Raw genomic sequence first — 21,369 nt, forward strand, 5'->3', positions numbered from 1 at the left:
TCCTTTACGGCGTACCTGCCAATCCCCATAAAATAACGACCGTCGTAAAGTAAATCGCTTTAATACCTACAACTAAACATAATGAAATAATAGCATATTTACTTAATTCTCCTCTTGCGCCTATTAAAGTGAAGATAACCGCCAAACTAAACGTTACATAGGACACCGCTGTATTGATTAAGTTATACGTAATATCTAAATTTTGTGTAAGCCCTGTTATCTCCGCCACAAATTGAAGCATGACGAGTGTACTAAAAAAAATCGCAAGCTGGTTCATTACTTTTCCATTTAGTCGTGCTTGCATCTTTAACTCCTTTCATAAAACTGAATATTTAATTAATTTTAACATGATTTTGCAGAAAAAGAACGCTTAGTATATTTCTAAGCGTTCTTTCTCGACTATTTAAGAAGCCTTCTTCAAATCAATTTGAGCCAGTACTGGGTCGTGATCACTTACACGTCCGTGCTCTTTCATAATGTTTGAGTTTAAGTGTACTGGGTCTACGATTGTGTGCGGTGCGATGTTGTTTGTTACTAAAATATGATCTAACACTTGTGCATTTCCTTCATGAATGTACGTGTAGCGGTTCTCTTTCGGCACTGTGTTTAACATATTTTTCAAGATTGTTCCTTCTAATGTTTTTAATGGTTTAGCGAACTCAAAATCGTTCATATCCCCTAACACAACAACTGGTGCATTTGCATTCTTTTTCTGAATACCTTGTACGAAATGATTGACTTCTTGTGCTAACTGAACTCGTTTTTCCTCACTCTTTAATACGAGCGGCTGCACTTTTCCAAATGGCGTTGCATCTCCTATTTTTGAGTTTAAGTGATTTGCAACGACAACCATGTTTTGTCCTTGGAACGTGAATTCTGCCGCTAACGGTTTACGTGTACTTTCAAATAATGGATTTTCGTCTCCAATGCGGACGACTTTTTTATCAAGCAACTTCGGTACTGCTGCTAATTTCACGCGTGATGGGTTATAGAAGAAACCGACGCGAATGTTCGCCCCTGGTGCTCCTCCGTCTAGATTGTTGTTTGGAGCAATTTCTACATACTCATACTTCGGACCACGAATTTCTAGCACTGCATCAATGATACGTTTTGCGCTTAATGAAGCATCTGTTGTACCGTCATTAATCGATCCGTTATTATCTTGCATTTCCTCTACACCGATAATATCTGGCATTTTTAAATTGTATTTAATAGAATACGCTAACGCTTTTACTTTTTCATCTGTTGTTTCTTTTTTATTCGCCGAGAAGTTTTCAATGTTATATGTAGCAACTGTTAATTTATCAAGACGCGGCTGAATATTCGCCCCTACTTGCTTAAATCCACCGTCTACTACAGCTGGTAATTCCGTTATTGGCGCAATACGGAACGCACCGTAATCATATCCGACTACCCCTGTTATATCTCCCGTGAACGTATCTCCTACTTTTGCTACATAATCACGAGGTACTTTTACAGAAAGACGCTCTGGGTTTAATTGATTTTCATCTAAAAGAGGTGTGCCATATTTCGTTACGACTTTTTCACCGCCATTTTGTACTGTTACATATAAATTCCCGTTTTTCTGAGGAGCAATAATTTTTGGTGTTGGCATCGTAACGCGCATACCTTCTACACTTTCATAAAAGTCAATTGCATCTTCATTTGGATCAAATAAACCGAATGCATCATTATCGATAATTTGGTCAGGTATTTTCACACCGTTTTCTCCAACTACAACCGGTGCTGGTAAAGATTGATCTTTTGCGATTACAGCAACGCGGCTCGCCTTAATTTCAGTCGTTGTTAAGTCTGTTTCAAACCTTTCTGCATATCCAGGTCCAACATATTCTTCTACTTCTCCATCAACCTGAATAAGATCTCCTACTGCTACATTCGCATCTTTTTTGTATACGTAAATACCTTCTGACGTAGCTGGGTCATTATCTGGTTGATTGTCTTCTATATAAAAACCATTTTTATCAAGTGCTGTTACAACGCCTTCCACACTGTATACTTTCTTCCCATTGTAAGGAGAAATGTGTGATTTCCCTTGAATATCATGAATACGAACCGGTTCATTGTTTACGATAATAAATGAAAATGTTGAAACTGCTGAAGAAGTAAGTCCTTCTTTTTCAGCAATTGCTTTCACTACACTGTTTTCATTCACTATAATTTGTCCGTTATAACGAACACTTTTATTTGTAGGATTAGAACCATCTAACGTGTAGTAGATTGTTGCTCCTTCTGTGTTCGTTGTTAATGTTACTGCTGTTCCTTTCGCAACTTCTCCCCCATTCGGTGAAGCCACTACATCGCTAACACGGTTTTGTCCTTCTCCTTGAAACTTATGAGCTGTTACTGATTTTAAACCTGGGCTACTAAAATATAATTCAAGCGTCCCTGTTAAACTAACTTTCTTCCCGATATTTTCAGGATGATCTTTCACGTTTACTGCCGCTCTCACATCACCTTTTGGCAACTGAACAGGCATGATTTTGTCTGGATTCGTTTCATTTGGCGAATCGGCAATTGCCACATTTGTGTCATCAAACTTAGCCGGATCCTTCGTGTACTTAGAAGGACTTTGTGTATATCCAACGATATATCCTTCGACTATCCCTTTCGTTTTCCCTTGCTGCTTAAATACTTGAATTGCTTTTTCTACCGACATAGAAGTAGTTTCTTCTGCTTGTGCTAAAGTTCCAGTAAATGAAAGCAATAGCAAGAGTGATAAAAAGATACTTAACAATTTCTTCACAGCCATTCCCTCTCCCTATTTCATATTTTCTCAACATGTCTATCATATCAAATGATTCGTTATATAGAACTATGTTTCGACAAGTTTTACAAAAAATTAATCTAATTTACTCGTTTTCAAACTATAATACAAAATAATAATTTTACAGCCTCTATGAATGCACTCTATAATGTTAGAGAGAAAACAGAAAATATCGAAATTTCATTGGCATGTAAAATGGATTCATTTGAATAGGAGTGATTGGATGGAAGTGCAAACAGAAACATACCGCGCAGCTATAAATGGAACATTAGAACGTCATTTTTCAGATATGATTGCTGTTATACCAACTAGAATTACAATTGAGCAGTTAAAACAGCGACTAGAGAATATCGCTACTAAAGTTGATGAGTTAAAAATTGTTTATAATGATGAGACAAGCCTTATTGTTGAGTTACATATAGACGAAAAAGTCATACCGTATGAACTGCATATTGATGAGGCGAATGACCCAGAAGAATATAAAATGTACAATAGACAAGATTCTACAATCGTAGATCGTAATTTTGAAGATGCGGCTTTCGGTACTGAAATTTTCACTCGCACACTATTTGTAGGCGATGTGCTGGACTGCTTTTTCCAGCAGCTACAATTTTTATGGAACCTCGCCCCAGATTTGTTATTTGTAATTGATTCAAGTGCAGCAATGAAGGTAATATCTAGAAGCTATATTGAATATCACGTTGAAAATGAATTATTACCTGACATTCCTGACTTATACGTTATTCATTCCGTTTATGAAGACGATAAAGAAGGCGAGCCTACGCAATATTGGTTTCATACACACGGCCTTTTAAGAGCGGGCGTAACAGAAATAGAATTAATTATTCCAAATTGCATTTCTTCCTACTACGGCATTGGTGACCTCTTTCAAACATTTGCTAATAATGCCGTTGAGAATGGACAAGTCCCTATGAATGAGCCTATCGTTATCGCGCATAGTCAGCAGGGTTCTATACATACAGTAGCTGTTCCGTGGGAAAAAGGATTATCTTATATTGGGCATAAAACGAGTATGGACCAATTATCTTCAATAGAGGATGAAGAAGTGAAGCTACAACCAATAGATGCACAAAACACATTCTTAGGCGGGATGGATGACCGAGATGAATACCATCAATCTCCATCCGTTCTCTTATTCAAATTTAATACTTCAGAAGAATGTATCGAAAGCTTTTTCAAAGAACACGAGGAAGCTACAGGGCTCATGTTTTATAAAACAAATAGTGAAACGGCTCGTATGGCTTACAATGCCAAAAATACTTTCGGGTATTTCAGCAACATTTTTCAAATTGAGCAATCAAATGAAGGTTTTCGTTTCCTCGCTAAGTTTGGTGTTTCCTATGAAGAGGGTAAAAGCGAACATATGTGGTTTGAAATGCAACATATTACAGAAGACCTTATTGAAGGAATACTCATTAATGAACCATATTTTATAGAAGATATGAGTGAAGGAAATTCTTATCATTTAGATTTTGATGACTTAACAGAATGGGTTATTTATGCTGGTGATGCCGTTATAAAGCCAAGTAACTTATATATGTTTATTCGCGAATAAGTGTTTTATATAATAAAAGAAACGCCTTCAATACGATTGAAGGCGTTTCTCTTTATTGTGCGATTAATTCCGTATTCGTTACTTTCTCCAAATGAGATAGTACACGCTTTGCGGCTTTCTCACCTTGATCAATACAGTCTGGAAGACCAGAACCAGCGTAAGAACTACCTGCCAAGTATATACCTGGCAACTCTTTCTCCATAAATGTTGTGAGTTTCTTCATTCGCTCGTTATGACCTACTGTATATTGGGGCATCGCTTCTTTCCAGCGACTCACAATTGTGAAATCCGGATCCATTGTAATGTCCATTGTCTTTTGTAAGTCCTCTAAGACGAGCTGGACAATTTCCTCATCGGTTTGTTCTACAATCGCTTCATCACCAGGGCGTCCAACGTAGCAACGGAGAAGCACCTTCTCTTCTGGCGTTGTATGCGGCCATTTTTTATGTGACCATGTACATGCCGTAATGGAGAAGTCACTATTTCGCGATACGACAAATCCCGTTCCATCAATATCACGCTGAATGGCTGATTTCGGGAAAGCAAGTGCCACATTTGCAACTGATGTAGAAGGAATGTTACGGAAGAAACGGAACTGCTTGTACTGGGCAAACATAGATGGCAATACTTTATGAGAAGCTGCCATAACGATCGCATCTGCTTCGATTTCTTTGCCGTTACTCAGAGTGATCGTATAACCATCACCTTGTTTTGCAACTTTTTCAATGCGTGTTCCCTTCATTACCGTACCTTCGTGAATCTTTACTTCAAGAGATTCTACTATAGATTCTAAACCAGTTGTAACCGTTTGGAAGACTCCCTTTTTCGGCTCCGCTTTCTCTTCTTTTGGAGCGAGTGTACGCATGCCAAGCGAAATACTGCGATGTTTTTGCTCTATTTGATATATTTGCGGGAATGTAGACATTAAGCTCATTTCATCAATATCCCCTGCATAAATACCAGATAATAATGGTTCTATTAAGTTTTCAACCACTTCGTTTCCGAGGCGATGTCTGAAAAACTGCCCGAGTGATTGGTCAGATACTGGTTTTGATCTAGGCATTAACAGATCAAAACCAGCTCTTAATTTACCAATCGGGGAGAACAAGCCTGAAAATAGAAACGGAGTAATTTGCGTTGGAATTCCCATCATTGCTCCGATCGGCATTTTATGTAACCGATTATTTACGAGAACAAATGATTGACCGGCCTTATTATTTACAAGTTCATCGCCAAGCCCTAATTCTTTCACTAATTTAGCTGCACTCTCTTTTCTTGCTAAGAAAGAATCTGGTCCGCGTTCAATTGTAAATCCATCTTTTCGAACGGTTTGAATTTTCCCGCCAAGTCTACCAGACGCTTCTATAAGTAATGTATCAATCGGCAAGTTCTTTTCATGGATTTCTTTTTGTAAGTGATACATTGTTGTTAATCCTGTTATACCACCGCCGATGATCACAACTTTTTTCCTCAAGCAGGCTCCCCCTTTCTTTTTACAATACAGATTCTTTTTTCTTTACTACAACATCTGTTAAGCAATCAATAAATGCGTCCGATGCGTTTGGCATTTCTGGACGATAATATTTCGCGCCAATTTCATCTGTTACAACTTTACACTCAAAGTCATTGTCATATAAAACTTCTAAATGTTCCGCAACAAATCCAACTGGTGCATATACGAATGAACTGTATCCGTACTTTTCATTTAGTTCTCTCGTTAAATCTTGTACATCTGGACCGATCCAAGGATCTGGTGTGTTTCCAGCACTTTGCCAACCTACTGCATAGTTTGCTACTTCAGCGCCGCGTGCAATATAATCAGCTGTTTCATTTAATTGATCTGGATATGGATCGCCCATTGCGATAATTTTCTCTGGTAAGCTGTGAGCAGATACGATTAATACTGCTTTTTCACGCTCTGCTTCTGACATACCGTTATATATACCTTTCACTGCATCAACCCAGTACTGGATGAATTTCGGTTCTTTATACCAGCTGTCGATGCCATGAATTGTTAAGTTTCCAAGTTTCTCAGCTTCTTCTTGTGCTCGTCCAACGTATGATTTCACGCTAAATGTAGAATAGTGTGGCGCAAGAACAAGTGCAATTGCATCTTGTATACCGTCGTTATGCATATCTTTCACCGCATCTTCAATAAACGGTTCAATATGTTTTAAGCCAAGATACATGCAGTACTCTACTTCATCTTGCACTTCATTTAGACGCTTTTCTAACTTCTTAGCTTGCTCTAATGTAATAGTAGCTAAAGGAGAAATGCCACCAATTGCACGGTAACGCTCTGTTAAATCTTCTAGCATTTCAGGACTTGGCTTTCTTCCTCTGCGAATATGTGTATAGTAACGTTCAATATCTTCTTCTTTATATGGCGTTCCATATGCCATTACAAGCAAACCAATTTTCTTTTTCATACAGCAATGCTCCTTTACTTCGCTAACTGCCCTTTAGAGTATTCATGAATAAATGTAGTTAAACGTTTTAATGTATCTGGATTTACTTCTGGGAATACACCGTGACCTAAGTTAAAGATATAACCTGGCTCTTTCATCCCTTGATCTAAAATACCTTTTACATGTTCTTCAATAACAGACCATGGTGCAAGTAAGAACGAAGGGTCCATATTTCCTTGTACCGCCTTATGAACGCCGCGTGCACGTGCTTCTTCAATCGGTAAGCGCCAGTCTAAACCGACTACATCAAGCGGTAAGTCGTGCCATTCATTCACTAAGTGTGCAGCGCCAACGCCGTGCATAATCATAGGAACACCCAGCGGGCGAACCTCAGCGAAAATACGCTCCATTGCTGGTTTAATAAATACGCGGTAATCTGCTACATTTACTGTTCCAACCCAAGAATCGAAAATTTGAACTGCTTTTGCACCTGCATTAATTTGCGCTTTTAAATATGTAATAACCATATCTGCCAGCTTATCCATTAAAGCGAACCAAGCTTTCGGTTCAGCGTACATGAACGCTTTCGTATTATGGTAGTTACGAGAAGGACCACCTTCGATCATATAGCTCGCTAGTGTAAATGGAGCTCCTGAAAAACCGATTAACGGTACGTCTAGCATTTCTGTCGTTAATAAACGAATCGTATCTAATATGTAAGGTACGTCATCTTCTGGATTGATTTCCCCTAGTTTTTCTACGTCTTGTAAAGAACGGATTGGATTATCGATAACTGGACCAATACCTGATTTAATTTCAACGTCCACACCAATTGCAGGTAGTGGTGACATAATATCTTTATACAGAATTGCTGCGTCTACGTTATATTGATCAACTGGTAACTTTGTAACGTAAGCACATAACTCTGGATTATGTGTAATTTCAAATAAAGAATACTTTTCTTTTATCTTTCTATATTCCGGCTGCGAACGACCTGCTTGACGCATATACCATGCTGGTACATACTCTGTACGTTCCCCCCTACATGCTTTTAAAAATGTCTCATTTATAGTTCTTACCAAGACCCTTGCTCCCTTCCTTGCCAATGCTTTTGCTCTAAATACGTTCTATCCCGATATTTATCTTTTTTACTATACAGCTTGTAAAAACAAAATGCATAATATTATGTACGTTGTTCATGAAATTGACACAAACATCCTTAAAAACGCTTACTATTTTCACAACATTCTTATTATAACACAGAGAAAAACTATGGTTTAGCTACTTTTGACTTTTCTCCTTCACGATTCGTTTGTGTGTTATATGGCACAACGTAAAAGCTCGGTTTTGAAAAGATGTTAACAAACTTTTCCTCATATTCTCCAGCACCTGTTACAGTACCTACATGCGTATGAATTCCGTTTTCCACTCTGTAAATTCGATACATAATTCTTTCATCTGGAAGAGGTGTCCAACTTAATTTCGTTTTAAATAAACCGAAAGGACTAAACGATAACTTCATTTTTACATTTTCAATCCGATGTAACCGAATCGGAGCACCGATTGTTTCCACACCTTCTGGTTTCATAAATTTCTCTTTCTGTTCTACATTTGCCTTCGTTAAAATTTTCTTAAACAATTTCGTCGCAGATGCACTTTCCCCTTGCAGCTGATGATCTTTATCTGTGCGGTCATAACCAATCCAAACAGCGCCTACTAAATTTGGTGTATACCCAACGAACCACATATCTCTTGCTCCGTTGTCGTCATTTGCCAAAGAAGTAGTACCCGTTTTGCCAGCTAACGCTCCTTTATACACACCCGCTTTCGCTGTCCCTTCCTTCACGACCCCTTCTAACATTTTTGTCATATACCATGCCGTTTGTTTTGAGAATATATTTGTTTCTACTTTTGGCGATTCCCCAATGACTGCGCCGTGTCTATTTAACACTTTATCAATCACGTGCGGCTCAATAATATCGCCATTTGCTAAAAATGCACGATACATTTTCACAAGGTCAAATGGTGAAACACCGTTTTTTAATCCGCCAAGCGCTGTACTTAAACCAGCGTCTGCAATATGAACATTTCCTTTCTCTAAATATTGCTTTCCTTCTTCTACCCCTAACTCATTTAATAAAGAAACCGCTGGTACGTTTGCTGACTCTAACATCGCATCGTACATCGTCATTTCTTTCGTATACTCATGATTATAGTTTCGAGGTTCATATCCTTCGAAAGAACTTCTCTCATTCGTTAATAAAGAATATGGATTATACTTTTTCGTTTCGAGTGCTGGTGCATAAACGATTAGTGGTTTTAAAACAGAACCGGGCTGCCTTTTTGCAAAAACACGATTAAACCCTCTTGGCACATACTTTCTTCCACCAATCGCCGCTTTAATTCCGCCCGTACGATTATCCATTAATAAAAATGCACCTTGCGCCCCTTCTTCTTTACCAGGGAAATTTCTCGCATCTTGAAACTGGTTATACGCTACCTTTTGAATCTTTTCATCCATCGGTACGACAAACGTATATCCACCGCGAAGCACTTCTTGATGAGACAACCCGTATAAACGAGCTGCTTCATCTATGACCATATCAACATATGGCATATATGCGAGTTCATTCTCATCTAAGTTTTTATATAGAGCAATTGTCTTCCCTTGATAACGTACGCTTTCTTCTGCCGTTAAATAGCCTTGTTTATGCATAAGTGACAATACGAGATCACGGCGCTCCTTACTCTTCTCTGGAGATAAGTACGGTGAATATCCGTTCGGTGCTTTCGGAAGACCTGCAAGCATTGCCCCTTCTTCTACCGTTAAATCTTCTACATTTTTATTAAAATACAACTTCGCTGCAGCTTGAATACCGTAAGCCCCATGTCCAAAATAAATATGATTCATATACATTTCAAGAATTTGTTGCTTCGTATATTTTTGCTCTAGTTGAAGGGAAATTGCGACTTCCTTCAATTTGCGCGTAAATGTTTTTTCACGAGTTAAAAAGACGTTTTTAGCGAGTTGCTGCGTAATGGTACTACCGCCCTCTACCTTGTCACCAGCTAACGTATCTTTATAAAGAGCCCGAAATATAGACGGATAATCAATTCCTTGATGCTCATAAAAACGAGAATCTTCCACCGCAACGAACGCCTGCTGTACATATTTCGGAATTTGCTCGACTGGTACGAGTTCTCTATTTTCTACGTATAATTTCGTAATTTCTTTTCCTTTCTGGTCAACGATACGTGATGAAGAGTGGAAAACGAGCTGCTTTTCATCCATCATATAGCCACCAGCTAACACGATAAGTTTATAGAGTACAATCGCTACTACCACCGTTGCGACGCCTCCTAATAAAGTCCACTTTACTTTCTTCATACATCGTCCTTCTTTCCAAATGATGGTACATTTATTATTTGAAAAAGAAGTATCTTTATGTATATAATCTTCGAAGTTTTTTAAGAGAATTGATATAATAGAAACAAACTATTAAGGGGGCATTACAATGAAGGCTATTATTTCATACGAAACACCTCTAGAACAATCACATTTCACTGCAAAAAACGATGAGAAAAATATGTTTTATAAAGAAAATACTGAAGAATCTGTAGAAGGATCACTTCAATATGACGTACTAGACGCTGTTGGCGAATTTAACGGACAACCTGGCTATATCGTTTGTAACAACATTTCTGTAACAGACGAAGGTCGCCCAGTATTTGAAAACCGTTTTAAAAACCGCGCAGGCCTTATCGAAAACGAACCAGGATTCCAAGCAATCCGCGTTCTACGCCCATTAAGTAACGATACATATGTCATCTTAACGATGTGGGAAACAGAGCAAAACTTTAAAGACTGGACAGAATCACGTTCATTCGAAAATGCTCATAAAAAACGTCCTGCACAAGCAGAAGGACAAGCTCCAGCGCATCCACATGCGGAACAGCAAAAGAGTATTTTCTCTCGTCCGTCGTTCGTGACTACTTTTGATGTGTTAGTTTAATTTTAGGGGTTCAGAGACCGCGGTATGTGAACTTATATCGGCGATTTTTTGAATATATCGACTTATCGACAAATGACGACACACAAAAAGGAAACACCATTAAACACTGGTGTTTCCTTTTTCTTTGTACCAATTATATATACGAAGTGCATCTTCTTTACGCATATGCTTCACTTCATAACCTTGCCCCGCCACTGATACGGCAGCTGTACATAATTCGTCTTTCTTTTGAAAATACGATTGATTATATCCGACTGCTTGAACATGCCTTCTACGCATAATCCCTGTATATTTCGCAAGACCTCGGTATACCGTGACTAGCTGATTGTCTCGTATCATATAACCACTACTTGTATACCGAGCGTATGCAAGTAACGTAAATATGATACATAGTGGTATCAGAGTGAACAATGCGATATGTTGTTTAAAATATATACTTGCACCGGTAATCGGCACAGCGAGCACAGCACTTGTAATCCAGCCCATGATGACATAACGGCGCAATGCAGCCTTCGGTAAATGGACGATTTCCTCTTCCATTTCATATGGCAACTGCAAATACGTAAGTAACTGCTGTACATCTTTTTTCTTCATAAAAGGATGTAACATTACTTCATTTCCCGCCGCCTCTATACTTTGAATGACTTCTACTTCGACAGAGCAATAACCAAATGGCTGCCGAAGAATTCCTTCTTTCACAGTAATCGCTTGAATGCGGTGTAATTTTAAAACAAACTCTTTCTTATCAAATAACCCTTGCACGATGCGAATTTCATTTCCGTTTCGCTCAATTTTAAAGTTCGCATATTTTAACGCATAGCCGGCTGTTGAAATGACCCACGAAACCGCCATTAAAATCGCAGCCATAACGATTAATTCATATACACCGTTATCCATCACATACGCTTCCACTTTACTGATAAGCCATTCTGGTAGAAATTGATTAAACTCTGTGTAAATAAGAAGTAGTCCAGAAAATACTAATCCGAATCTACCAGATGTAACGGATGCAACTAAAATTTCTTTCGTTGTTAACTGATATACCGTCTGACTTTCTTCTGCCGCAGGCGTCTCTTCAGTCACAACACTTCTTTCTTTATGTAATAAAGCAATGAGTTCCTTCGCTTCATCTTCTCTAATACCCGCTAACATCACTTCTGGCTCATTACCGCCGCCCGCTACTTCGATATTTAACTTTGTCAGTCCAAGCACCTGATAGATGATGTTAGAAGATGTACTAATATTTTGCACACGCTCTTTATTTAAGTAACTTTCTTTCTTCACAAAAACACCGTGTTTAATATGTACAATATTATTTTCGACCCAGTACACTTTAAAATACCATTTTATAGCTGAGAAAATAGCCATAATAAATAATACAGCCAAAAGAACAAGATGTAAGAAATACCAAGGTTTCACTTCACCATCTGATCGAAATAAGACAAGCAAAATAAAAGGTAACAAGCCCGCAATTCGAATACCTAACAATATTGTGATCGGATGTTGCCTCTTATACATCCTGATCACTCACTTTCGCAAGTTCTCCAATTTGTCTTTTCAGCTGTTCTGCCTCTTCTTTCGTTAAACCTGGAATACTATGAGAAGTTGCTGCTGTTGAAATATGTAATTCTGCTAAATTATACTTTCTCATAATCGGTCCTTGTTCGATTGTAACGTGCTGCACGCGAATCATCGGGATAAGTACGCGTTTTACAACGAACATTCCTTTTTGAATTTCAATCTCTTCTTCATTTAATCTGTAACTATAATAGCGCTGACGTAAATTTGGAAATACGAAATAATCAAGTGGGATAAATGTAATAGCTCCGGTTACTAACAATCCAAACAACCAGCCCCACCAGTTAAAATTGATCATAAAAAAGAAATACGCAATTACGACTGCTAGTATGACTGCTGCCCCAATTAAAGCGTGAATTCGCCACACTTTCAGCATATTAGCATGAATCTCCCTTTCTAACGGCTGCATCTCATCACTCCAATTATATGAATTTACTAATTATATATTAGGCGGTATATACATTTTTGTAAATTTATAGTTTTCTACATCGTATCAAGCACTTCTTTAAAATTCCCTTCATTAATCGCATACACTTGAAACTGAATGTAATCTATTTCATTCGTATCTGGTTTAGCAAATGGCAAAATGTTAAATTTAGAAGCAGACCTTCCTAACATATCTATAACCATAAGAGAAACATCAATATATTCGAAGTCTACACGGAATACTACCGCATCTCCCGTAAACTCATAATCTTTAATCGCATCATAAGACTTATTCGCACTTATGAGCATTATTTTTAATAAGTGATTTAAATTTTCTGGTTTGAAATTAATCATATATACAACTCCTTTTTTCAACAAAACACTACAAAAATAGTGTAATCTTATACTTTCCTAGCTTCACACATCCAGTATATAAAAAATAAAGCTAGTTTTTTATAAATTTTTTGATATAATTACATACGGGAAAAGGGAAGAATTTTGTCTTCCCTTGTGTTTTTATTTGCATCTAGTACTTTTGCTAGATGCTTTTTTTATGCAAAAAAAGGTATCCTCACCTACTTTGAGGATACCTTTTTAGCAATTTAGTGCATTTCAATAATTGTACCGTCTTCAAATACTTTGAATACGCCCGTAAATCCTGATCCAGCTGCGCCTTCTATTTTATATGTCGTACGCACTCTAATTTGATAATATTTCTTTCCATTCTCTACTTTCGTATCTTCTAACGTGTAATTATATTCTTCTTTATATTCATTTTTGATATATGCTTTAGCTTTCTCAAAAGTAAAATCATCTTGAGTTTTTCCTGTCTCTACCTTTTTATTATTTTCTGTCGTTACGTTTTGAGTCTTATCTGCTTCTACTTTTTTATTATTCTCTGCCGTTACGTTTTGAGTCTTATCTGCTTCTACTTTTTATTATTTTCTGTCGCTACTTTTTGAGTCTTGTCTGCTTCTACCTTTTTATTATTCTCTGTCGCTACCTTTTGAGCCGGTGCTGTATTCGTTTTTTCTGTTTTCGTTGCTACTGTTTCATTCTTTGCATTTTTTTTTCTTCTTCACCAATTTTTGTGATTAATCCTGCGGCTTTTTTATTATATTCTTCAAGGCTCTTGTTATCTTTTGTTTCTGAAACTAGCTTCGTTAATAACTCTTTCGCTTCTGAATAATTTTTCTTGCCGATTAACTCTTCACTTTTCACCAGTTGTTCACTATATTTCTTTTTTGTTTCTAAAATAGCTAGTAACGCTGTTCGTTCTTCCTTTGCTTGTTTTACAAGCGTAGTGCTACCATTCTTCACGCTTTCTACTTTTTCAAATGATTTAACAGATTCTTCTACCTTCGTTTCTTCTTTTAACTTCACTGCTTCAATCATTGCTTTCGTTTGTTCTACAAGCACTTTTACATCTGAATCATCTTTTTTCTCATCTAGTGCTTTTTCAAATGATGACAAGGCTGTTTTATATTCTTTATTCGTTAGTGCGGTATTTCCTTCATCCATTGCTTTTTCATAATTCCCATTACTACATCCAGCTAACATTAAAACTGTAAGTCCCATTACTGTTAATAATTTCTTCATTTTTTCTCCTCCTATATATCCCCTAAAACAATAATTTCATATGTATAAAAGTCTGTGTAGCAATTAGACTGAAAGGAAATATGTACTTTGTGTGCGGGAAAGGAAGTACACTCCATTTGCTATCATTATGTAAAACTCCTAAATAGTTGGTAGTTGGTTTTCTTCTTCTTTTCAGACAGAAAGGAATTTTAATAATGCGCGTAAAGCTCTCACCAGGCTCTTTACTACACACACTTTTATACACATAAAAAATCATTTTTAATTAAAATACGAACCGTAATTTGTAACATACCGAAAAACAACAGAAAACAAACCGTAACATAAGTCACAGTTTGTAACTTTTCTGTAACACAAATGTAACATAAGGTTTTTAAACATACAATAGTTTTTTTACATTATTTTTCCTCTATCTACATTTTTAGGTGTAAATACGGTTCCGATTTTAGTATAAATACGAGTTTGTATAGTAGCGTGTAGCGGATTCCACCAAATTGACAAATAAAAGATTCTATAAATCAATCACACATTTGTTAGTATCATACTCTCCGTATCTACAATGTTTGCATATAAACGAAAAAAGCGATCGCAGGATACAATCGCTTTTTTTGTTCTATTCATATCGTAATGCTTGAATTGGATCAAGCTTCGACGCTTTATTCGCTGGGAATACACCGAATATCACTCCAACTAGTAAAGAGAAAACAAATGATAATAGCATAACAGGTATCGAGTACGCTATCGTTGTACCTGTTGCTAGCGTAAATATTTGCGCACTAATTACTCCCATCCCAATTCCAATGATTCCACCGAATGAACTCAATACGACTGCTTCGATAAGGAATTGCAGCAGAATGTTTTTGCGTTTTGCTCCAATTGCTTTTCTAATCCCTATTTCTTTCGTACGTTCTGAAACTGATACGAGCATAATGTTCATAATGCCAATCCCGCCTACAATAAGAGAGATTGCTGCACTGCCGCCTAACATGAATGTCATCGTGTCATTGACAGATGATGCAGTTTCCACTAAATCTTTCGGACTTGATACGCTATAACTATCTGTATCCCCTATGATTGAATTCATCGTTCTTTCAATGCGGGTCGATATGAAATTAATCATATCTTCATTTTCTACCTTCACATATGTTGTCCCAACATTCGTAGTAGCAGCTAAACGCTGTCCGGTGCTAAGAGGGACAATAATCGTACTATCTCCGCTTGTTCCTAGTGAGCTTCCTACCGATTCAAGAACCCCAACGACTTTATACGATGTTCCGTTCACCTTTACTGATTGACCGACCGGGTCTCCTAAACCGAATAATGTTTGTGCTGTGCTTGCACCAAGTACTGCAATTTTCGAATGATTCCCTTGATCTAAGTCTGCAATGAAGCGTCCTGATTGCAGTTTTAAATCACGGACGTCTAAGTAAGAAGAAGTTGTTCCGATCATTGATACTTGTGTATTCGTTTTTTCATGTTTCACTGTTACTCTTCCTGATACTGTTGGTGCAATATCTTTAATACCATCGATATCTTGAATTTGTTTTGCGTCTTTTTCTTTAAAGGTAGCCTCTGAATCCGTAATCGATACGGTTAATACGTTTGTACCTAAGTTGCCAATTTGATCTTGTACCTCTTTTGTCGACCCTTGCCCTATTGCAACCATGACTATAACAGAGGATACGCCGATAATAATCCCTAGCATCGTTAAAAATGCTCTAATTTTATTTGCTCTAATGCTTTTCAGTGCCATTTTGAATGTTTGCAAACCATTCACCTCCATTCTCATAGAGCTGTCCATCGTGAATTCGGACGACGCGGCTTGCTTTCTTTGCAACCTCTAAATCATGCGTAATAAGAATAATCGTATGCCCTTGCTCATTTAATGCATTCATAATTCCTAATATTTCTTTACTCGTTTTACTATCCAGTGCTCCAGTCGGTTCATCTGCTAGTAAAATAGGAGGATGTCCAGCCAACGCACGCGCTATGGCAACACGTTGCTGTTGCCCACCCGACAATTGAGAAGGTAAATGATTCGCTCTATCTGCCAATCCTACTTTTCGTAATGCTTCTAATGCTGTTTCTCTTCGTTCTCCCGCTTTCATACCTCGGTAAATGAGTGGAAGTTCGACATTCTCAGCTGCTGTCAGTTTCGCTATCAGGTTGAAGTTTTGAAAAATAAAACCTATTTTTTCATTTCGAATCGTTGCCAGATCAGAGCTTTTCATTTTCCCTATTTCTTCATTATCTAGTAAATATTCACCTGAATCCGGTCGATCTAAACATCCAATCATGTTCATAAATGTTGATTTTCCAGAGCCTGATGGTCCTATGATAGAGATAAAATCGCCCTTTTGAATATCAAGGGAAACACTCTTTAGAGCCATTACAGTTTCACCGCCAAGTTCGTACACTTTCTTCATGTTCTTTATTTGAATAATTGGCTCCACCATAACATTAACGCCCTCCTTGTCCGCCGCCAGCTGGAGCTCCGCCATTAGATCTTCCTCCAAATTCACCGCCAGGTCTTCCTTGGAAATTGCCGCCACCAAATCCGCCTTGAGAGTTTCCGCCAGGCATCATCATAGGTCCTTGAGAAGAATTGCCTTTAGATTGAACTCTCGGTATTTGCACCGTATCTCCTTTTGCTAACCCTTTTGTAATTTCTACATGCGTATCATTTGAAATGCCAGTTTCTACTGTCACTTTTTTTGTTGACTGCGTCGCATCGTCTGAAGATGTAGGAATTAGTACATATTTTTCATTTCCGTTTGTATACACCGCTTCTACCGGAACGTATAATGCGCCTTCTTTACTTTCTATTGAGATACTTGCTTCTGTTGACATACCTATTTTCATATTTTTCGGATCTTCAATTTGTACAGTTACGTCAAATGTAGAAACGCCTTTATCTGCTGTTCCTTTTTCTGCTACACTTGTTACCTTTCCGCTGAATGTTTCATCGCCGAATGCACTTGCTGTTATTTTTACCGCTTGACCCTCTTTTACTTTCGGTACATCTAATTCATCAACACTAATGGTTGTTTGAAGTGCACTGTAATTTGTTATGTGTGCAATTGGATCTGCAGCTTGTACAGAATCACCGCTTGCAACAGAAAGACTTGTAATTGTCCCCGTTACTGGAGCTTGCAAAATGCTTCCATCTGTAAAGGTTACAAGTGTTGCACCTGCCTCTACAGCATCACCTTCCTTTACACTGACACTATCGGCTGTCAAACCACTCCCGCCACTTGCTTTATCTGTATTTGCACTACTGTTCCCTCTCGTTATAGGTGATGTATATCCATCTGCATCTTTCATACGGAGAAGAATTGTACCTTGTGACGCTTTACCGCCTTTTTTCACACTAACTGATTGAATGTCTCCGTCATATGGAGCCGTAACGACAGCACCATTTTTAAACGTTACAAGTGTGTCACCTTTTTTTACTGTATCTCCGGCCGCTACACTTATAGTATCCACAATAAGAATGGTATCTTTCGCTGTTACATCTTGATCTGTATTTGCTGTAACCGAGCCCGAACCACTAACTGCTACCTCCAGTTTTCCTTGTTGTACTGTCGTCGTTTGAGAAGCGGCTACAACACCTTGTGTTTTATCTGTTTTATGTAAAAAGAACCAAGCGCCCACTCCCCCTATTACAACAATAATAGTTGAAATAACAATCCACTTTTTCAAATTTCTATTCTCCTTTCTATTCTTGAATTTGCCCTGATTGTTCTTGATTCGGCTGGAATTGACTATTACCATTACCCGGGAACATCTTACCTTGTCCTCTTGATCCCATCTCTGAAAAATCCGGGCTTTTACTTTGTTTATAAGCTACATACCCTACTCCGATAGCTGCACACGTACTGATCCCCAAGTTTACGATGAGTAAAATTTGTATTAACTTTTGTTTCGTTTGTTCCATTTTTGTTCCACCTCTTATTTTTTTGATAAGCCTATTGTGACTTTCGTTCCTTAACTTTTTCTTAAAAACTATTACGGAAGTTTTTTTGCAACAAAAAAGTCTACTAATTAAAGTAGACTTTTTTTAGAGTATCAAATTAATAGTTCATCAGTTCATTTTCAGGTGTTTGAATAATAACAGGATTTTTCCCTGGATCAATCCATCTTAAAATATCAATAACATTTTGTTTATCTACACCTGTACACCCTTCTGTCCATGAAGTAGAAACATGGAAGAAAATTGCGCTTCCTTTGTACGGTGTACGTGATTCCGTATTATAATTAATTACGAATCCATAATCATACGCTGGGATATACATATTTTCAGCTGATTTCCATCTACCTCTTACAGGCTTTTCTTGCAGCGTATTATAGTATGGGGATGTAGAATCATCTACCCAGACATGATTTGGTGTTAGATTGATAAAGGGAAGTTTCGTACCTGGATTCCCTTGTCTACCGAAAGCGGAACCAATGGTGTATTTTCCTCTTGGCGAACTCATTCCACTTTCACTCATCTCAACTGCAAAACCTTTTTTCCCGATATATCCTCTTATATTCTTTTGCTCTCTCCATTTCCCATTTGAATTTTCAAATGTACGAACTTGAGCTTGATTCGTATTATACCCGTTTGTTGTAACTAAAATAACCTGTTGATTATTTTGGATCGTTTTTAAGTTATCAATTACTGTTCTGGATTCATTCGTATTCATCCATTGTAGACCTGCACCCGTTCTTATACGCAACCACGTACCTCTTTCTTCAACTACTGTCACAGTTTGCGCTGCATACTTTACAAGTACATTCGCTCCGTCCGCTGGATAATCATAAGTGAAAAAGTCTCTATTAATATGAACCTTTTTTTCGTTTAGTAAAATCCATTTGAATCCTTGATACGTATGGATTTTCACCCACCCATCTTCTCTTTCTTCATACACTTTTACATCTTGTGGTGCAGATTCAAAAGCAATACCTGAAGATAACGATGCACCATGATAAGCGAAGAAAGGTTTTTGCATATGAATTTGTTTACGTTTGAACTCTTTGTCTTTTGAAGTATCTGTTTGTGCAATTAAACTTACCGCTTCCGCACGAGTAATCGTTTGATCAGGCTTCCAATTGTCATCACCATACCCACTTGAAATACCTAACTCAACCAAGATGTTTACATGTTTCTCGCTCCAATGTTCTTTTAAATCTTTAAATACTGTTGGAGGATTCTCTGTCACTTTCTCTTGTAATTTGTATGCATTGACTAACATAGCAGCCATTGCACCTCTCGTTAGCTTTCCAGTAGGGTTAAACTTCCCAGCCCCTTCTCCTTTTATAACACCCACTTTTTCTATAGCTGCAATGTACGGAGCCGCCCAATGCTTTTGTGAGTCATGAAAAGAAGGCTTTGCCGATTGATCGACAGGAAGATTCAATATTTTGGCCATCATTGTTGCGGCTGCCCCTCTATCTATCTCTAAATTTGGTGAAAACGTGCCATCAGGCATGCCTGACAATACATTTTTATTTATAAGATAGTCTACTGATGGCTTTACCCAACCAGGGACATCCGGGAAACTACTTGGAGCTGCTTGTGCTTCATTCTTAGTTACATTTTCCATTTCAGCTAAAGAACTTGAAGAAATAGAAAGAGATCCTACCGCAATCATACCTATCGTTACTATTTTTATAAACTTCATATTTATATCCATTCCCCTCTTTTTCACTAAACTAAATCGTAGTACCCGATTTTTTGTGATTAATTTCACAAAAACTATCGTCGTTACAAACTGACAAATGTTAATTATACCCTTTAATCCTATATATTCCAATAGTTGGTTTGGACTCCCTTTTAAAATCCACCTTCCTTTTCCTTTATTAGCTTTAGTTTTTATTTTGTGAGACGAAGCTAATTCTTTACTCAATATAAAAAAATGTTATTCCTCCTGTTGAACTGAGGAATAACATTTTACTTAACAAATATGCTTCCAACTCGCATCCTTTACATCTTCGCTAGTCGGTTTTCTAACTGATCCAACACAACATTCCTGGCAAGCACCAAATGCAATGAAATTTTTCTGCGCTTGTCTTAACGAAGCTTCATTTGCCCCGCCTTCGAAGTCAGGATCGTTAAACTGTACCTCATCATCTTCCCAATAACATATACTGCAAATTTCATATGTACCTGGTGGTTCTTCTTCTAATGTTTCATATCCGCAGCATGGACAAGTATATTTCATTTCATTACTTTACTCCTTTTATTTTTACTCAACATAATTATAGCTATTTATTAGGTAAAGTCCTCAAAAAGAAACCACCTATCCCCTAAAAAATATAGGAAACAGATGGTTTACATGTTTTATTAGAAAGTAGTACCTTCTTTTTTATAATATTCTTTTGAAATTTCTTCATAAAACGCTGCCGATGTCGAGTAGAAATAAGGCGCTAACCATAAGAAACCGATTCCTATAGTAAGAATACTTAAAATGAACCAGCCAATGAAGCTTAAGCATAGTAAGAAGTAATCCATTTTATGTCCATTCATCATACGGCGACTTTCAGTAATTGCTTGATTCGCTGTGTATTCTGGGTGATCATTCAAAATAAAGTACGTCATAGCATAAGAAAATGATTTAATAATTCCCGGAATAATAAGAAGTAATGTCCATAGAATCAAGTATACATACATTAGTAAATATGTTAAAAATGCCTTCATAAATTTACTTCCGTCGCTAAACCATCTAAATAAATGACCAATACTAGCATTATCCCTACGGATTACATGTAAAACAAGGTAATAAGCACCTACTGTTAATGGACCGATAATAAGCATTGCAATAATACTTACTGTAAGCGACTCCCTTGCTTCTTCCCAACCCCAAAATATCGAGAAAATACCTGTGAATAGCATATTAGCAGCTCCAATGAGGATTCCAAGTAATAAGGTCGCCCCTACCGCTAATCCCCATTTTCCCTTTAATGCATCCAGTGCTTCTCTTTTCAATTGACTTATCATATATA

Annotated in this window: 18 protein-coding genes and 1 pseudogene; 2 read left to right on the forward strand and 17 right to left on the reverse strand. The window is 37.5% G+C overall.

All coding sequences use genetic code 11. The features are described from left to right. Positions 1 to 4: 4 nt before the first annotated feature. Together EUC40_RS20425 and EUC40_RS20430 are read right to left on the reverse strand one after the other, a co-directional pair. The gene (locus tag EUC40_RS20425; protein ID WP_071711143.1) at positions 5 to 304 is read right to left on the reverse strand and encodes a hypothetical protein; all 300 of its coding nucleotides are present in this window, start codon (positions 302 to 304) and stop codon (positions 5 to 7) included. A gap of 99 nt (positions 305 to 403) precedes the next feature. Further along, complete coding sequence (locus EUC40_RS20430) at positions 404 to 2,770, reverse strand: DUF6359 domain-containing protein (protein WP_156576403.1); 2,367 nt, start codon at positions 2,768 to 2,770, stop codon at positions 404 to 406. A gap of 238 nt (positions 2,771 to 3,008) precedes the next feature. On the opposite strand from EUC40_RS20430, the gene EUC40_RS20435 reads away from it, so the two are divergent. Further along, positions 3,009 to 4,361: a DUF4026 domain-containing protein gene (locus EUC40_RS20435; protein ID WP_156576404.1), complete on the forward strand. Its 1,353-nt coding sequence runs from the start codon at positions 3,009 to 3,011 to the stop codon at positions 4,359 to 4,361. 52 nt (positions 4,362 to 4,413) lie between these two features. Here the strand turns inward: EUC40_RS20435 and hemY are convergent, their stop codons facing one another. From hemY to EUC40_RS20455, 4 genes are all read right to left on the reverse strand, one after another. Further along, complete coding sequence (gene hemY, locus EUC40_RS20440; protein WP_156576405.1) at positions 4,414 to 5,835, reverse strand: protoporphyrinogen oxidase; 1,422 nt, start codon at positions 5,833 to 5,835, stop codon at positions 4,414 to 4,416. 19 nt (positions 5,836 to 5,854) lie between these two features. Continuing rightward, entirely contained in the window at positions 5,855 to 6,790 is a 936-nt protein-coding gene (hemH, locus tag EUC40_RS20445; protein WP_000726769.1) for a ferrochelatase, read from the reverse strand. A gap of 14 nt (positions 6,791 to 6,804) precedes the next feature. After that, positions 6,805 to 7,851 carry a uroporphyrinogen decarboxylase gene (gene hemE, locus EUC40_RS20450; protein WP_071711147.1) on the reverse strand — a complete coding sequence of 349 codons (1,047 nt, stop codon included), beginning with the start codon at positions 7,849 to 7,851 and terminating at the stop codon, positions 6,805 to 6,807. Between the two features lie 188 nt (positions 7,852 to 8,039). Further along, positions 8,040 to 10,157 (reverse strand): transglycosylase domain-containing protein, encoded by a 2,118-nt coding sequence (locus EUC40_RS20455; RefSeq protein WP_156576406.1) that lies wholly within the window; start codon positions 10,155 to 10,157, stop codon positions 8,040 to 8,042. Positions 10,158 to 10,284: 127 nt separating this feature from the next. On the opposite strand from EUC40_RS20455, the gene hmoB reads away from it, so the two are divergent. Beyond that, complete coding sequence (gene hmoB, locus EUC40_RS20460) at positions 10,285 to 10,782, forward strand: heme-degrading monooxygenase HmoB (protein WP_071711149.1); 498 nt, start codon at positions 10,285 to 10,287, stop codon at positions 10,780 to 10,782. A 99-nt stretch (positions 10,783 to 10,881) separates the two neighbouring features. Here hmoB and EUC40_RS20465 read toward each other — a convergent pair whose 3' ends face one another. The 11 genes and pseudogenes from EUC40_RS20465 to EUC40_RS20515 form a co-directional block, all read right to left on the reverse strand. Then, positions 10,882 to 12,300 (reverse strand): PH domain-containing protein, encoded by a 1,419-nt coding sequence (locus EUC40_RS20465; protein WP_156576407.1) that lies wholly within the window; start codon positions 12,298 to 12,300, stop codon positions 10,882 to 10,884. Beyond that, positions 12,293 to 12,769 (reverse strand): PH domain-containing protein, encoded by a 477-nt coding sequence (locus tag EUC40_RS20470; protein ID WP_071711151.1) that lies wholly within the window; start codon positions 12,767 to 12,769, stop codon positions 12,293 to 12,295. Before EUC40_RS20470 ends, EUC40_RS20465 begins: the two co-directional genes overlap by 8 nt. A 74-nt stretch (positions 12,770 to 12,843) precedes the next feature. Further along, the gene (locus EUC40_RS20475) at positions 12,844 to 13,140 is read right to left on the reverse strand and encodes a protoporphyrinogen oxidase (protein ID WP_156576408.1); all 297 of its coding nucleotides are present in this window, start codon (positions 13,138 to 13,140) and stop codon (positions 12,844 to 12,846) included. A 248-nt stretch (positions 13,141 to 13,388) separates the two neighbouring features. After that, positions 13,389 to 14,385 (reverse strand): annotated as a pseudogene (locus tag EUC40_RS20480) (hypothetical protein). Positions 14,386 to 14,995: 610 nt separating this feature from the next. Then, entirely contained in the window at positions 14,996 to 16,150 is a 1,155-nt protein-coding gene (locus EUC40_RS20485; RefSeq protein ID WP_425278195.1) for an ABC transporter permease, read from the reverse strand. Continuing rightward, the gene (locus tag EUC40_RS20490) at positions 16,116 to 16,838 is read right to left on the reverse strand and encodes an ABC transporter ATP-binding protein (protein ID WP_156576409.1); all 723 of its coding nucleotides are present in this window, start codon (positions 16,836 to 16,838) and stop codon (positions 16,116 to 16,118) included. The genes EUC40_RS20485 and EUC40_RS20490 overlap by 35 nt, the downstream gene beginning before the upstream one ends. A 4-nt stretch (positions 16,839 to 16,842) precedes the next feature. Next, on the reverse strand, positions 16,843 to 18,084 hold the full coding sequence (locus EUC40_RS20495) for an efflux RND transporter periplasmic adaptor subunit (protein WP_156576410.1): 1,242 nt from the start codon (positions 18,082 to 18,084) through the stop codon (positions 16,843 to 16,845). 16 nt (positions 18,085 to 18,100) lie between these two features. Beyond that, positions 18,101 to 18,319: a hypothetical protein gene (locus tag EUC40_RS20500; protein WP_156576411.1), complete on the reverse strand. Its 219-nt coding sequence runs from the start codon at positions 18,317 to 18,319 to the stop codon at positions 18,101 to 18,103. A 136-nt stretch (positions 18,320 to 18,455) separates the two neighbouring features. Beyond that, on the reverse strand, positions 18,456 to 20,048 hold the full coding sequence (locus EUC40_RS20505; RefSeq protein WP_156576412.1) for an S-layer homology domain-containing protein: 1,593 nt from the start codon (positions 20,046 to 20,048) through the stop codon (positions 18,456 to 18,458). Between the two features lie 273 nt (positions 20,049 to 20,321). Next, a complete protein-coding gene (locus EUC40_RS20510; RefSeq protein WP_156576413.1) occupies positions 20,322 to 20,588 on the reverse strand; it encodes a CPCC family cysteine-rich protein in 267 nt (88 codons plus the stop codon). A 122-nt stretch (positions 20,589 to 20,710) separates the two neighbouring features. Continuing rightward, on the reverse strand, positions 20,711 to 21,364 hold the full coding sequence (locus EUC40_RS20515; protein ID WP_156576414.1) for a DUF975 family protein: 654 nt from the start codon (positions 21,362 to 21,364) through the stop codon (positions 20,711 to 20,713). Positions 21,365 to 21,369 lie beyond the last annotated feature (5 nt).

Origin of the sequence: Bacillus luti (assembly GCF_009739945.1) — a bacterium.
Taxonomy (GTDB): Bacteria; Bacillota; Bacilli; order Bacillales; family Bacillaceae_G; genus Bacillus_A; species Bacillus_A luti.